General features: G+C 35.1%; 13 protein-coding genes. 8 read left to right on the forward strand and 5 right to left on the reverse strand.

What is annotated here, in order from left to right; genetic code table 11:
* Positions 1-147 precede the first annotated feature (147 nt).
* Positions 148-1,503: a UDP-N-acetylmuramate--L-alanine ligase gene (locus ACFSTE_RS12410; protein ID WP_176027271.1), complete on the forward strand. Its 1,356-nt coding sequence runs from the start codon at positions 148-150 to the stop codon at positions 1,501-1,503.
* On the opposite strand, the gene ACFSTE_RS12415 is transcribed toward ACFSTE_RS12410, so the two are convergent.
* A complete protein-coding gene (locus tag ACFSTE_RS12415) occupies positions 1,497-2,102 on the reverse strand; it encodes an FMN-binding negative transcriptional regulator (RefSeq protein WP_378253351.1) in 606 nt (201 codons plus the stop codon). The genes ACFSTE_RS12410 and ACFSTE_RS12415 overlap by 7 nt on opposite strands.
* A 99-nt stretch (positions 2,103-2,201) precedes the next feature.
* Positions 2,202-2,648: a hypothetical protein gene (locus ACFSTE_RS12420; RefSeq protein WP_176027269.1), complete on the reverse strand. Its 447-nt coding sequence runs from the start codon at positions 2,646-2,648 to the stop codon at positions 2,202-2,204.
* A gap of 227 nt (positions 2,649-2,875) precedes the next feature.
* Here ACFSTE_RS12420 and radC point away from each other — a divergent pair, with 227 nt between their 5' ends.
* From radC to ACFSTE_RS12450, 6 genes are all read left to right on the forward strand, one after another.
* Complete coding sequence (radC, locus tag ACFSTE_RS12425; RefSeq protein ID WP_176027268.1) at positions 2,876-3,574, forward strand: RadC family protein; 699 nt, start codon at positions 2,876-2,878, stop codon at positions 3,572-3,574.
* Positions 3,575-3,648: 74 nt separating this feature from the next.
* On the forward strand, positions 3,649-4,887 hold the full coding sequence (locus ACFSTE_RS12430; protein WP_378253354.1) for a polysaccharide deacetylase family protein: 1,239 nt from the start codon (positions 3,649-3,651) through the stop codon (positions 4,885-4,887).
* A 9-nt stretch (positions 4,888-4,896) separates the two neighbouring features.
* Positions 4,897-5,583, forward strand: coding sequence for a YjjG family noncanonical pyrimidine nucleotidase (locus ACFSTE_RS12435; RefSeq protein ID WP_176027266.1), 687 nt, complete (start codon positions 4,897-4,899; stop codon positions 5,581-5,583).
* Positions 5,584-5,628: 45 nt separating this feature from the next.
* Entirely contained in the window at positions 5,629-6,204 is a 576-nt protein-coding gene (locus ACFSTE_RS12440; RefSeq protein ID WP_176027265.1) for a hypothetical protein, read from the forward strand.
* Entirely contained in the window at positions 6,201-7,607 is a 1,407-nt protein-coding gene (locus tag ACFSTE_RS12445; RefSeq protein ID WP_378253357.1) for a DUF5723 family protein, read from the forward strand. Before ACFSTE_RS12440 ends, ACFSTE_RS12445 begins: the two co-directional genes overlap by 4 nt.
* A 91-nt stretch (positions 7,608-7,698) precedes the next feature.
* Positions 7,699-8,481 carry a hypothetical protein gene (locus ACFSTE_RS12450; RefSeq protein WP_176027263.1) on the forward strand — a complete coding sequence of 261 codons (783 nt, stop codon included), beginning with the start codon at positions 7,699-7,701 and terminating at the stop codon, positions 8,479-8,481.
* Between the two features lie 9 nt (positions 8,482-8,490).
* Here the strand turns inward: ACFSTE_RS12450 and ACFSTE_RS12455 are convergent, their stop codons facing one another.
* Positions 8,491-9,768 (reverse strand): replication-associated recombination protein A, encoded by a 1,278-nt coding sequence (locus ACFSTE_RS12455; protein WP_176027262.1) that lies wholly within the window; start codon positions 9,766-9,768, stop codon positions 8,491-8,493.
* A 133-nt stretch (positions 9,769-9,901) separates the two neighbouring features.
* On the opposite strand from ACFSTE_RS12455, the gene ACFSTE_RS12460 reads away from it, so the two are divergent.
* A complete protein-coding gene (locus tag ACFSTE_RS12460) occupies positions 9,902-10,648 on the forward strand; it encodes a rhomboid family intramembrane serine protease (protein WP_176027261.1) in 747 nt (248 codons plus the stop codon).
* Here the strand turns inward: ACFSTE_RS12460 and rlmB are convergent, their stop codons facing one another.
* Both rlmB and ACFSTE_RS12470 read right to left on the reverse strand, forming a co-directional pair.
* The gene (gene rlmB, locus ACFSTE_RS12465; protein ID WP_378253360.1) at positions 10,649-11,383 is read right to left on the reverse strand and encodes a 23S rRNA (guanosine(2251)-2'-O)-methyltransferase RlmB; all 735 of its coding nucleotides are present in this window, start codon (positions 11,381-11,383) and stop codon (positions 10,649-10,651) included. It lies immediately after the preceding gene.
* Between the two features lie 83 nt (positions 11,384-11,466).
* On the reverse strand, positions 11,467-12,891 hold the full coding sequence (locus tag ACFSTE_RS12470) for a hypothetical protein (RefSeq protein WP_378253362.1): 1,425 nt from the start codon (positions 12,889-12,891) through the stop codon (positions 11,467-11,469).
* Between the last annotated feature and the right edge of the window lie 3 nt (positions 12,892-12,894).

Below are 12,894 nucleotides of genomic sequence, written 5' to 3' on the forward strand. Positions count from 1 at the left end.
TTGGTTTAGGAAAGTTTAAGTTTTTTGAAGGGAGTTTTCTTCTTTTGCGAGCATGGGAGAGGAGCCTCTGTTAAAATTTTAAGGAAAAGGGTAGGTAGCAAATGAATTGTAGATTGTATCTTTACTCCTTAGAATAAAAAGATCAATATGCGTGTACATTTTATAGCCATAGGAGGGAGTGCTATGCACAATCTTGCTATTGCATTGTCTCAAAAAGGAGATGAGGTAAGTGGTAGTGATGATGTAATTTTTGAACCTTCCAAGTCTAGGTTGGAGACTCATGGATTATTGCCAGATGCTTTTGGTTGGTTTCCAGAAAAAATATCAACGGATATTGATGTAGTTATTTTGGGAATGCACGCAAAAGAAGATAATCCCGAATTGCTCAAAGCGCAGGAGTTAAATTTGACGATTTACTCATACCCTGAGTTTTTGTACGAACATGCTAAGAATAAAACACGAGTGGTGATCGGAGGGTCACATGGAAAGACGACAATTACTTCGATGATCTTGCATGTATTGCAGTATCACGAAAAAGAAGTAGATTATATGGTGGGAGCCCAATTAGAAGGGTTTGAGACGATGGTTCACCTTACTGAAGAAAATGATTTTATGATTTTGGAAGGTGATGAATATTTGTCTTCTCCTATTGACAGAAGACCGAAATTTCATTTGTATCAGCCTAATATAGCTTTGATTAGCGGGATTGCCTGGGATCATATAAATGTCTTCCCTACATTCGATACATATGTAGATCAATTTCGCATTTTTATTAATTCTATCATTAACGGAGGTGCTTTGGTATATAATGAAGAAGATGAAGAAGTGAGACAATTAGCAGAAGCAGCAGAAAACCCCATAAGAAAATTTCCATATCAGATACCTGCTTATACAGTTAGTGACGGAGAGACGTTATTAGATACGCCGGATGGGGAAATGCCCATTGCTGTTTTTGGAGCTCATAACCTGAGTAATCTAGCAGGTGCTAAATGGATTTGTCAGCAAATGGGAATAGATGAAGATGAGTTTTATGAAGCAATAGCTACGTTTAGTGGAGCATCTAAAAGACTCGAAAAGATAACAGAGACCAAAACGGCTGTTGCTTATAAAGATTTTGCACATAGCCCTTCTAAGGTAAAAGCTACCACAGAAGCTGTAAAGGAGCAGTATCGCGATAGAAAATTAATTGCCTGTTTAGAGTTGCATACCTATAGTAGTTTAAATGCAACCTTCTTAAAAGAGTATAAAGGTGCATTGGATGCCGCAGATGAGGCAATTGTGTTTTATTCTCCGGATGCAGTGAAGATTAAGCGATTAGAAGAAGTGTCTGAAGATCAGATTATGGAGGCTTTTGGAAGAGATGATCTTATTGTATACACAGAGCCTAAAAGGTTTGAAGAGGCGATTAGTGCCAAAGCGTATTCAAATACCTCTCTATTGTTGATGAGTAGTGGGAATTACGGGGGACTTGATTTTGAAAAAGTAAAAGAGTGGGTTCACTGATTAAAATGCTTTTTATAGAGGTTGTTGATAAATGAATGCGAATTTTCAGAACTATTTTTTAATAGTTCTTGCTTGGCATTTTCTATGTCGGGAGCACTCTTGTCCTGACTGAGCTTAAATTTTCCTTCCCAACTTTTAATCTGTATCTGAAAACCATGAACATATTGTACAATGCGATGCATTCTTTTGTCTTCGTGAGCTAGTTCGAATCTGTGAGATGGTGCCTCTAGTGTTGCTGTCATGCGAACCATTGATTTCATAATGTCTTCAGGGATGTGTATTTGTGTAACTTCTCCTTTTAGGTGTGCAATAATATAGTTCCATGTTGGTAATTGTTTGGAATTGTATACCGAAGGTGAAATATATGTTTGCGGTCCTTGAAAAATAACTGTTACCTCAATTTTATCCTTTAGGAAATCACAATGAGGATTGTTTTTATCCAGATGTCCCACCAAAATGTCATTTTCTAATATAAGAGGGATATGGGTGATATGGGAAGTATTGTTCTCTATCGAAATAACAGTAGCTAAAGGAAAAGAATGTATAAGATCTTTTATAATCCCGAAGTTGCTTTCCTGATGATGAGAAGGTGGGTACATGTGGTGGTTGTTTTCATTCAGGATAAATATAGTTGTAAAATAAAAAAAGACCAATTATATAATTGATCTTTAATCTTAATTTTAACAAGTTTTATCTCCTTAGCTTACTTCGTCAAATACAAGTCCTAATATTCCACTCAGATCATCCTTTCCTGCGATATCTTTAGGAGTTCCTAAATTAATCATCAGAGGTTGATCTTTAATTTTACCCATTAAAAAATATTGGTATGAGTTTCCCATTTTGAACTTATATCCTTTTAGAGGAGAGCCGAAAGAGGTAAATGTGACTTCTGTTTTAGCGCCATTACTTTCTTCGAATGCACTTATTATCTGATCAAAAACAGCAGATAGCATGTCATCACTATAATATTCCCATTTAATTGACGTACCATCACATGCTTGTAATTCATATTCAGACTGCGCTTCACATCCTCTAGGAACTTGTATGTGGTTTCCTACTAAGTTTAAAAAACCAATGCGATTGCTGTCTTGTCCATAAAAACTCAGTGTCGTCAAAAACAGGAGTATAGTAAAAATATTCTTCATAAGTAGGATAATTTGAAGTTGTAAAATTATGCTTTTTTAGAATTAAGGGTGATCAAATATAGTAAAACTTTCATTTTCAAACAAATATCCTTAAAAGTTAATCTGATTTTTTTTTGCTAACTACCTTGTTTTTTGAAGGTTACTAAAACAATATTTATTGTAAATAAAATAAATACTACCTATTTTTATGTTAAAAAATTATCACGAAACCATCAAAATTACGGCTTATGAACACTTATAACGCTTCTTTTTCCATTAAGAAATGGAGTGAAAATGATCGTCCAAGAGAAAAATTATTGGTTAAAGGGAGGAATTCGTTGACGGATGCAGAGCTGATAGCAATACTTATAGGATCAGGAAATAGGAATGAAAGTGCAGTAGCATTAAGTAAAAGGATGTTGGCCAGTGTGAATCATCAGATTAATGCATTAGGGAAACTCTCGGTAAAACAGTTGATGAACTTTCATGGAATAGGAGAAGCAAAAGCTATTTCCATTCTGGCAGGACTGGAATTAGGACGCCGCCGCCGGGATGAAGCCGTTCCACAAAACCCTACGATAAGTTGTAGTATGGATGGATTTAACTTGTTAAGCCCTATAATAGGAAATTTAGATCATGAAGAGTTTTGGGTAGTATACCTGAACAATGCAAATAGAGTATTACAAAAGAAACAGATTAGTGTAGGGGGGAGGACAGGAACATTTGTGGATCCTAAGGTTGTTTTTAAAAATGCACTTAACTTTGACGCCACGGCAATTATTCTTGCACATAATCATCCAAGTGGTAAATTAACTCCTAGTGTATCAGATAAAATTTTAACCAAAAAAATCAAAGAAGCTGGAGAGGTTTTGGATATTAATTTATTAGATCATTTGATTATAACAGATAAAGAGTATTTTAGCTTTGCCGATAAGTTTATGCTATGATATTGATCTATATTCAAAAAAATACCCCCAGGGTCTCTTATATATGTAGGCATATTTGTAAGAGGATGCTGGGGATGGAGGTTGATTTTACCTCTAAGATAGAATCTTTTATAGCCCATGACGGTCCTAAGTTTTCATATGGAAAAAAACCATTAGGAAAAGAACTTTTTTTTCAGAGTACAGCACTGCTTTTCGAACAAGGAATTAATGATGTAGCGGTTAAGGTGGTAGATTGGGAAGATACAAAGTGTTTTTTTGGGGTTACTCATGAGAAATCAGCATTGCCATTTGATATTTTTGCAGCCTCTTTTTATTTGTTAAGCAGATATGAGGAATACCTGCCACATGTAAAAGACGGATTAGGGAGGTATAGTGCTACAGAAAGTATAGCTTATATACATGACTTCCTAAAGGATCCTGTAGTAGATATTTGGGCATTAAAATTTAAGAATAAAATACAAGAACGGTTTCCTGAAATTGGCTTTCAAAAGAAACAGTTTTCGATACAACCAGTAGTGTATGTATCAAGTGCTTTGGCTTATAATAAAATAGGACTTCTGCAGTCTTCAATAGGAATTTTAAAAGATCTAATTTATCTGAGATTTCACCAGATCAAATACCGATTTAACGTTTTGGTAGGATTAAAAAAAGATCCTTTTGATACTTTTGACTTTTTTATACGACTACAGAAAAGTAAAAAAAGAAAGCTCATTGTTTTTTTTGGTGTAGGAGATTATTCAAGTTATGAGATAAACATAAATCATAATAATGAATTGTATCGGCGAATGATAAAACATGTAGCAGATTATATAGAGGTAGGTCTTAGAGTTTCTTATGAAGGAGTGTGTGATTTTTTAAAATTAAAAAAAGAAAAACAGCGAATAGAACAAATTGTGAACCGGCAATCACAATATAGTTTGTGTACTTTTTTTAAAATAAAGTTACCAGAAGCGTATAGGAACTTTGTAGAGCTCGAAATAAAAAGAGATTTCTCGATGGGATATGCAGAATACAGTGGCTTTAGAGCTGGGACATGTACGCCTTTCTTGTTTTATGATCTTGATTATGAGGTGCAAACTCCTTTAATGGTGTATCCAACTTCGTTTACAAGTCTGAGTTTGTTGAAAGAAGGGAGAGATAAAGAGTCGGTTTTAAAAAATATAATATACTATTTAGATAAAATAAAAAAAGTGCAAGGAATATGCGTCCCTGTTTTTTTGAATGAAATGTTGGGGGAACTAAATGAACAAAAATATTGGAAGACCATCTTTGAGCACTTGTGGAATATAGATGAATCCCGGGAATTAAAATGATAATGCTAGGTGAAAAATACGATTAAACATATTTTTTTTGATTTGGATCATACCCTCTGGGATTTTGATAGAAATTCAGCTTTGGCGTATGCAATGCTATTTGAAAAGCATCAATTGGCTATTGATGTGAATGATTTTTTGAAAACGTACCGTCCGATAAATATGAATTATTGGAAACTGTATAGAGAAGAGAAAATTACAAAACAACAATTGAGGCAAGGTCGTTTATCAGATACTTTTACGTCTTTGCATCAGGAAGTGCCTGAAGATTTGATTGATCGCCTGGCAGATGATTATATCAGATTTCTACCTAAGCATAATTATTTGATAGAAGGAGCCAGAGAAGTATTAGAATACTTAAAACCCAAATATGTATTGCATATTATTACCAATGGGTTTAAAGAGGTGCAATACAAAAAATTGGAAAATGCTAAAATCCTTCATTTTTTTGATACGGTAACCAATAGTGAAGAGGTGGGGGTAAAAAAGCCAAACCCTATTATTTTTGAAAAAGCATTGCAAATTTCCGGCGCGAATATTGATAGTAGTATCATGATTGGAGATAATTATGAAGCAGATATATTAGGTGCGGAAAAAGTAGGGATTCAGGCTATTTGCTATAACTATCATCAAGAGAAATTACCGGAGGATATCCTTCAGGTTTCTGATTTAAAGAGTATTAAGGAGTATCTTTAAACGGAAAAATTGTATATTAAAAGGATTTTATGAAAGCCCCTTAGTATGAAAATAAAAAAAGTAAGCTTGTTGTTATCAATGTTAGGGATGATAATAACAATGATTTCTTGTGTAAAAGATGTCGACGGGAGTCAATTGGAAGACGTAGTATTAAACCCTGTTTACGAACTGGATTTTATGTACTCCAGAGTTGATACAGAAGAGTTAATCCCTTCAGGTACTGATCCTTCTATTGTTATTCCGGAACTAGTAGTGAGTGATACCTTACAGTACGATCTGGTTGGAAATGATTTTGCAGTGGATCATATCGAAAGAGTAGAGATTCAATTTACCATTGATAATACGATTCAAAGAGAATTCGAGTTGATGTTTGCCTTTTTGAATGATGGAAATCAGCAGGTAGGACCATCCTATACAATTCTTATAGATCCTGGTTTAGGACCTGATACTGCTCCGGTGCGAACAACCGCTGAAATTGTTATGGATAATGAAACCATAAGAACATTAAGAGATGCTTCCCAATTAACGTCTTCTATACGGGTAGAGAATGTGAGTAGTAACTTGATCGGTGTACTCGAATTAAAATCAAAAGCAACATATTATATCAACTATCAATTATGAGAATATATCTATACCTGACAATTACCTTGTTCTGGGCAGGAATAGTGTATTGTCAAAATAAAGTGAGCCTATATGATGTGGTAGAAATACCACAATCGTTATTGTTAAACCCGGGAGCAGAAGTGAATTTTAATTATCATGCTGGAATTCCTTTTCTTTCCCATTATCACGTGAACGCAGGGCTAAGAGGAGCTTCTGTTCATGATGTGTTCGCAGATGATGGACGCGATATTAATGTGAAAATAGAGGAGACATTACACAAGCTTACAAGTAATGACTATGTAACCCTGACACAGCAAGCAGAGATTCTCAGTGTAGGATGGAGGAGTAAAAGAGATAAAAATATGTACTTTTCTGCAGGTTTGTATGAAGAACTTGATCTGATAGCATATTTTCCAAAGGATTTTGCGATTCTGGCTTATGAGGGGAACAGAGATCACCTCAATAGACCTTTTCGTTTCTCAGATATTAGTGCAGTAGTAGATTTTCTGACAGTTTATCATTTTGGGATTAATAAAAAGATTGATAAGCAATGGACTTTTGGAGCCAGAGCAAAAGTGTATTCCAGTATTTTTAATATGAGGAGTACTCGAAATTTCGGAGCTTTTACAACTATTGAAACTCCAAATGGGAATAATATTTATCAGCATGTTATTAGTAATGCTGATGTAGCGGTTAAAACAGCAGGATATGCTTCTCTGAGAGCGATAGAATCAGAAGATACTGATGATGGAGCTAAACAAGTGAAAAATAAATTTATTGGTAGGGCATTACTTGGTGGAAACCTGGGAGTAGGAGCTGATATAGGATTTTCTTATCGGTTCAAGGATTATTGGACACTTACTGGGAGTTTGACAGATCTTGGAGTTATATTTTATACAAAAGATGTAGAGACATATAAGGCAGAGGGGAACTACGTATTTGAAGGTTTCGAAACCCCTGTTCATATGTCAGATAATAATATCGAAGATTTTGTAGAAGATTTTAAAGCTGCAGTAGGGCTAGATACGATTCATAAAAGTTATGTGGCAATGCGCCCCCTAAAAATAAATAGTTCTATAAAATATTCCTTTAATCGATACGATGAAAATTGTAATTGTTATGAAAAAGGAGAGGGACCGATGCGATCTGATGCCTTAGGACTACAGTTGTTTTCTGTGTTTAGACCTAAAAGACCACAAGTAGCGGCTTCTGTTTTTTATTACAAACGATTGTGGAGTTTTTTAAGTGCCAAGGTTAATTATACAGTAGATGATCATTCTCTGACAAATGTAGGTCTTTTGCTGTCCACTCGAATTAACAAATTTAATTTCTATATTTCGGGGAATAATCTGTTTGAATATTCTAATTTAGCCAAAGCGAGAGGAGCTTCGGTTAATTTTGGATTTAATTTGATAATGTAGCTTTTTATAAACACTAATAGCACGAAATTAAATTGTTGTAAAGTAAAGATGCTACTTGTCGAATTCATTCAAATAGTAAAAAAATAAATAAATGAGAAAAGGTTTATTTGTTCTGGTAAGTATGTTTTTTGCCATTCAAATGTCAGCACAGACTGCAAGTGTAAATGATTTTAAATATGTGATAGTGCCAAAAGGATATGACTTTACAAAAAAAGAAGATGCTTATCAACTCAATTCATTGAGTAAATTTCTTTTTAATAAATATGGTTTTACTGCTTTTCTTAGAGGAGAGGAATTGCCAAAAGATTTGTATGAAAATGGCTGTAAGGCACTAACGGCTGATGTACAGAAAAAACCAGGTTTTTTAACGACTAAGTTAGTTGTAGAGTTAAAAGATTGTAAAGGAACCGTAGTATTTACTTCTAAAGAGGGAACCAGTAGGGAAAAAGAGTTTAAAAAAGCCTATCATGGAGCCTTAAGGGATGCGTTTAAAGGTGTAGAAGCTTTACGTTATGCCTATAATGAGAAAGCAGAAGCAGAGATGACTCATGTTGCTGTAGAAAAAGAAAAGGAAGTTCCTGTAGAAAAAAATATAGTTTCGGCTCCGGTATCAGCAATTCCTTCAAAAAGTAATTCATTTCTTTTTAATGGAAAAAGTGTGAACTTTAAAAAAGAAGCATATGGTTTTCTAATCACTCATTCTGATAGTAGTGTACTTGGTAAAGCATATAAAACATCCAGAGAAAATAGCTTTATTGTTCAAGGACAAGAACTAAATGGAATTGGTTATTTCGACGGTTATGGTAATTTGGTGTTAGAGCGAGTGAATCCAGCTACCAATAAGGTTATTGTAGATACATTTGCACGTCAGTAGTATTCGTTTTTAGTAATTGTATTTGTCTTTCCAGCGGTTTTTGAGAAAGGATCTGAAAGCATTTTCTCGTTGATTATCTCCGGGTTCGTATAATTTTGTATTGCTGATTTCTTCTGGAAGAAACTCCTGTGAAACAAAATTATCTTTATGATTATGTGCGTATTGGTAATTTTCTCCATATCCCAATTCTTTCATGAGTTTAGTTGGAGCGTTTCGAATGTGCAATGGTACGGATAGATCCCCGGTTTGTTTTACTAATTGTTGAGCGTGATTAATAGCCATATAGGAAGCATTGCTTTTTGCAGAAGTAGCTAAATATATAGCACATTGACTCAGGATAATTCGCGCTTCTGGAAACCCGATTGTCGTTACAGCCTGAAATGTATTATTAGCCATAATCAGTGCTGTAGGGTTTGCATTACCAATATCCTCAGAAGCGAGAATGATTAGTCGACGAGCGATGAACTTTACATCTTCTCCTCCTTCAATCATCCTAGCTAACCAATATACGGCGGCATTAGGATCACTTCCTCGAATTGATTTTATAAAAGCAGAGATAATATCATAGTGTTGCTCTCCGGTTTTATCGTAGCGTACGGTGTTTTGTTGTACAAGTTTCAGAACGAGATCATTGGTTATTTGTATGCTGTCTGATTCCTGGCTGGAAACGATTAATTCAAAAATATTAAGTAGTTTTCTGGCATCTCCACCACTTAGTCGCAAGAGTGCATCGGTCTCTGATAATGTTATATTTTTAGAAGCCATAAACTCGTCTTCCTTCATAGCTCTGTGCAATAGCGCTTCTAGTTCTTCTTTTCCAAATGCATTCAAGATGTATACCTGACATCTGGAAAGTAGTGCAGGGATTACTTCAAAACTAGGGTTCTCAGTAGTCGCTCCTACTAATGTAATCCAACCTTTTTCGACAGCGCCTAACAGTGAATCTTGTTGCGATTTGCTAAAACGGTGAATCTCATCAATGAATAAGATGGGGTTTTTGGCAGTAAATAATCCGCCACTTTGTTTTGCTTTTTCGATGACCTCCCGTACATCTTTAACGCCACTGTTAATAGCACTCAAGGTATAAAAAGGGCGCCCGGACTCAGAAGAGATAATATTAGCTAGTGTTGTTTTTCCGACACCTGGAGGTCCCCATAAAATAAGAGAAGGGATCATACCTCTTTTTATTTGTTGGGTAAGCGAACCATTGTCTCCTATCAGGTGCTCCTGACTAAGATACGCTTCTAATGTTTTAGGACGAATTCTTTCAGCAAGTGGTTTATTCATAATGGTAAAAATACATTCTTTTTCGATTTTTTATATCGAAAAGCAAAAGACAGACGTTATTTTATGACAATTTATCCGACTTTTTGAATTTGGAGAACTTTTTGAAGTTGTATCTATATTATAAGCGAGTACAATGAATACTGAAAATCATTTTTATTTTAAAACAGGAGTTATAGGGTACCCTATACTCTTTGTGCTTGTTATATGGGTTGTATTTTGGTTTGAAATACGTTTTGGATTCGATTTTAATCATTTTGGTGTCGTGCCCAGAACTCTAAAAGGGATGAGAGGAATCTTTTTTTCGCCATTCATTCATTCAGGAATAGAACATCTGTGGCATAATACATTACCCTTGTTGATTTTGTCAGCTGCATTGTTTTTCTTTTATGCAAAAAATGCGTGGAAAGTCCTTTTGTGGGGAGCATTTTTGACTGGAGTGTTTACCTGGATTATAGGGCGTCCTTCTTATCATATTGGTGCAAGTGGGGTTATCTATATGTTGTTTGGTTTTTTGTTTTTTAAAGGAGTATTGGCAAAACATTTTAGGTTGATTGCGTTATCGTTAGTAGTTGTTTTCGTGTACGGAAGTATGATATGGTATACATTTCCGGTAGATCCTAAAATCTCATGGGAAGGACATTCCTCAGGTTTATTAGTAGGAACTGTAATGGCTTTTTTGATAAAAAAGGGAATCGCTACTCCTGAACGATACGCATGGGAAGCTCCAGATTATAATCCGGAGGAGGATGATTTTTTAAAACACTTTGATGAGGATGGAAATTTTATAGAACATACTCCTGAAATGCCCGAAGAAGAAATCATTATTGTGTATAATTATAAAGAACTTACTTCGGATAAAAATAAGGATGAAGAGGAGTGATTATGTTCGTTGTCTAACGGTTTCAAACAAAAAAGCACCACATGCAACAGAAACATTCAATGAGGCGATTTCGCCCGATAGGGGGAGTTTAGCTTTAGTGTCTACTAATTTTAAGACGGAAGGAGAAATTCCTTTTCCTTCATTTCCCATGATAATTGCTGTGGGAAGTGTCAGATTTGTTTCATAAATAGAATCTGTAGCTTTTTCAGTTGCCGCAACGATTTGTATTCCCGAGGATTGAAGGTAGAAAATCGCATCTTTTATGTGATCTACTTTGCAAATAGGGATTTTAAAAATAGCGCCTGCAGAAGTTTTTACAGTATCGGCACTTACCGGAGCCCCTCCTTTTTTTTGTATAATAATTCCATGAACTCCTGTACATTCTGCTGTACGAATAATAGCTCCAAAATTACGAACATCGGATAATTGATCAAGTACTAGAAACAAAGGGGTGTCACCAGATTCTATTGTTTGGATAACCAAATCTTCCAGGGTGTAAAAATCAATAGGAGCTATTTGTGCTACAACACCCTGATGATTTTTTTTGGTGATTCTGTTTAATTTTTCTATTGGAACCAATGAAAAACCGATACCATTTTTTTTGGCGAGATGCATGAGTTCTTTGGAAAGCTCTCCTTGAAGACCTTTCTGTATAAAGAGTTTATCGATTGTTTTTCCAGCTGAAATAGCTTCTATTACTGCCCTGATACCAAAAATCTGAGAATCATTTTTCATGAGGGCAAATATAGGTATAAAAAAAACATCCCTCTGAAAATATTCAGAGGGATGAAAAATGATAAGATTTTTATCAAGTGTTATTAATGAAATGGTAATACAGCATCATCAGTCTTATTAGATACTAATACTTCATTTAAGTTTATTGTAGTTGTAGCAGTGCCAGCATCAGCATCATATGTAAAACCGTCTAGGTCAGCAATAATAGCGCTAATAAAGGATGGGATAACGGGTGTGGTGCCAGGGTCTCCATCAGAAATATTGGGGTTTTGTAATATTTCATTTTCATGGATTACAAGTTTAACACCCATGTCAGCAAAACGTAACCCTTCTCCGATAAAAACTTCTTGCCTTGTTCTGTATAATAATTCTAAGGCATCGTCATCTGCAGCTGTAAGTCCATTGATTTCGTCTAAAGTTAAAGAGGTTCCTGATATAGAAGGTACGCTTATTTCACCACTTTGCCTGTCAAGAACTAATCCGCTTCTACCGTTAACAACAACCGTAGCCTTATCAGGTCTCGAACCAGGATCTCTTTGTGTTCTTCCTTCTATTTGATCTGAAAAGGTTCTTACTTCCCTATTGTTTACTAATGATAACAGATCTCTTAAATGATCTTGTGCTCCACTTAGGTTTCCGTCAGAAAGAGCTGCTTCGGCTAGAATAAAGTAAGCCTCTTCTGCTTTTAAATAATTTACAGACTGATCCACATTTTCTTCTAGGAAAGAGTATTTAGGATCTAAAAAGTCTAATGTTGGTAGCGGTTGTAAGTCGTCAAAACTTGCTCTTTGAAATAATGCATTGTCCATTATGTTTACTGGACCATTCTCCTGATCATATTTAGCAGGTCTTAAAAAGTCACTTTGTATTCCTAAAGCATTATTGGCGGCTTCGACGGCATCAGCTTTGTTTCCTAGATAATAATTTGCTCTTGCTTTTGCTAAGTAATACTCTGCCTTTGGATTTAACCCGATAGCGATGTCAAAAGAAGCAATTGCTTTGGTTAAATTTTCTGTAGAACTAAAGGTAGTTCCAAGTTCTTCTTGAGCAAGATGTGAAAAATACATCCCTGCAAATAAATAGGACATTCCTTCAAAAAAATTGTATTCTGCTTCTGTGTCAGTTGTATATGCAGAATCATTTGGTCCTACAGTTTCTAAACCAAATTTTGCAGCTTCTCTAAGTCGGGCTATTCTGAATTGAGTGTCTCTTATGTCAGGATCGTCAACTCTGATAGTTAAACCGTCTAAAAATTGGCTAAAAAATGTTTGTGTATTAACATAATTATCGGATCCTAACTCAGCTAGAATTAAGATTTCATTTAATGTAATTGATAAGTCTCTATCAATACCATCTTTCCAAATGGAAGAAGAATTTGTTAAGCCAACAATAGCACTTTCCGGTAGATTTTGATTTTCTACAGCAGTGAAATCAGTTGCGTCTTTAAGGTCGTCTGTACATCCAAACAGAAAACCAATTGCAATTATATAAATAGATAATTTTTTCATTTT

Source organism: Aquimarina hainanensis (assembly GCF_042684685.1).
GTDB classification, from domain to species: Bacteria; Bacteroidota; Bacteroidia; order Flavobacteriales; family Flavobacteriaceae; genus Aquimarina; species Aquimarina hainanensis.

Bases quoted from the DNA above. Each gene is read 5' to 3' on its own strand.
- ACFSTE_RS12460 (WP_176027261.1), top strand. From the start codon at position 9,902: ATGAATACTGAAAATCATTTTTATTTTAAAACAGGAGTTATAGGGTAC.
- ACFSTE_RS12455 (WP_176027262.1), bottom strand. From the start codon at position 9,768: ATGAATAAACCACTTGCTGAAAGAATTCGTCCTAAAACATTAGAAGCG.
- ACFSTE_RS12445 (WP_378253357.1), top strand. From the start codon at position 6,201: ATGAGAATATATCTATACCTGACAATTACCTTGTTCTGGGCAGGAATA.
- ACFSTE_RS12415 (WP_378253351.1), bottom strand. From the start codon at position 2,102: ATGTACCCACCTTCTCATCATCAGGAAAGCAACTTCGGGATTATAAAA.
- ACFSTE_RS12470 (WP_378253362.1), bottom strand. From the start codon at position 12,891: ATGAAAAAATTATCTATTTATATAATTGCAATTGGTTTTCTGTTTGGA.
- ACFSTE_RS12430 (WP_378253354.1), top strand. From the start codon at position 3,649: ATGGAGGTTGATTTTACCTCTAAGATAGAATCTTTTATAGCCCATGAC.
- ACFSTE_RS12420 (WP_176027269.1), bottom strand. From the start codon at position 2,648: ATGAAGAATATTTTTACTATACTCCTGTTTTTGACGACACTGAGTTTT.
- radC (WP_176027268.1), top strand. From the start codon at position 2,876: ATGAACACTTATAACGCTTCTTTTTCCATTAAGAAATGGAGTGAAAAT.
- ACFSTE_RS12440 (WP_176027265.1), top strand. From the start codon at position 5,629: ATGAAAATAAAAAAAGTAAGCTTGTTGTTATCAATGTTAGGGATGATA.
- ACFSTE_RS12410 (WP_176027271.1), top strand. From the start codon at position 148: ATGCGTGTACATTTTATAGCCATAGGAGGGAGTGCTATGCACAATCTT.
- rlmB (WP_378253360.1), bottom strand. From the start codon at position 11,383: ATGAAAAATGATTCTCAGATTTTTGGTATCAGGGCAGTAATAGAAGCT.
- ACFSTE_RS12450 (WP_176027263.1), top strand. From the start codon at position 7,699: ATGAGAAAAGGTTTATTTGTTCTGGTAAGTATGTTTTTTGCCATTCAA.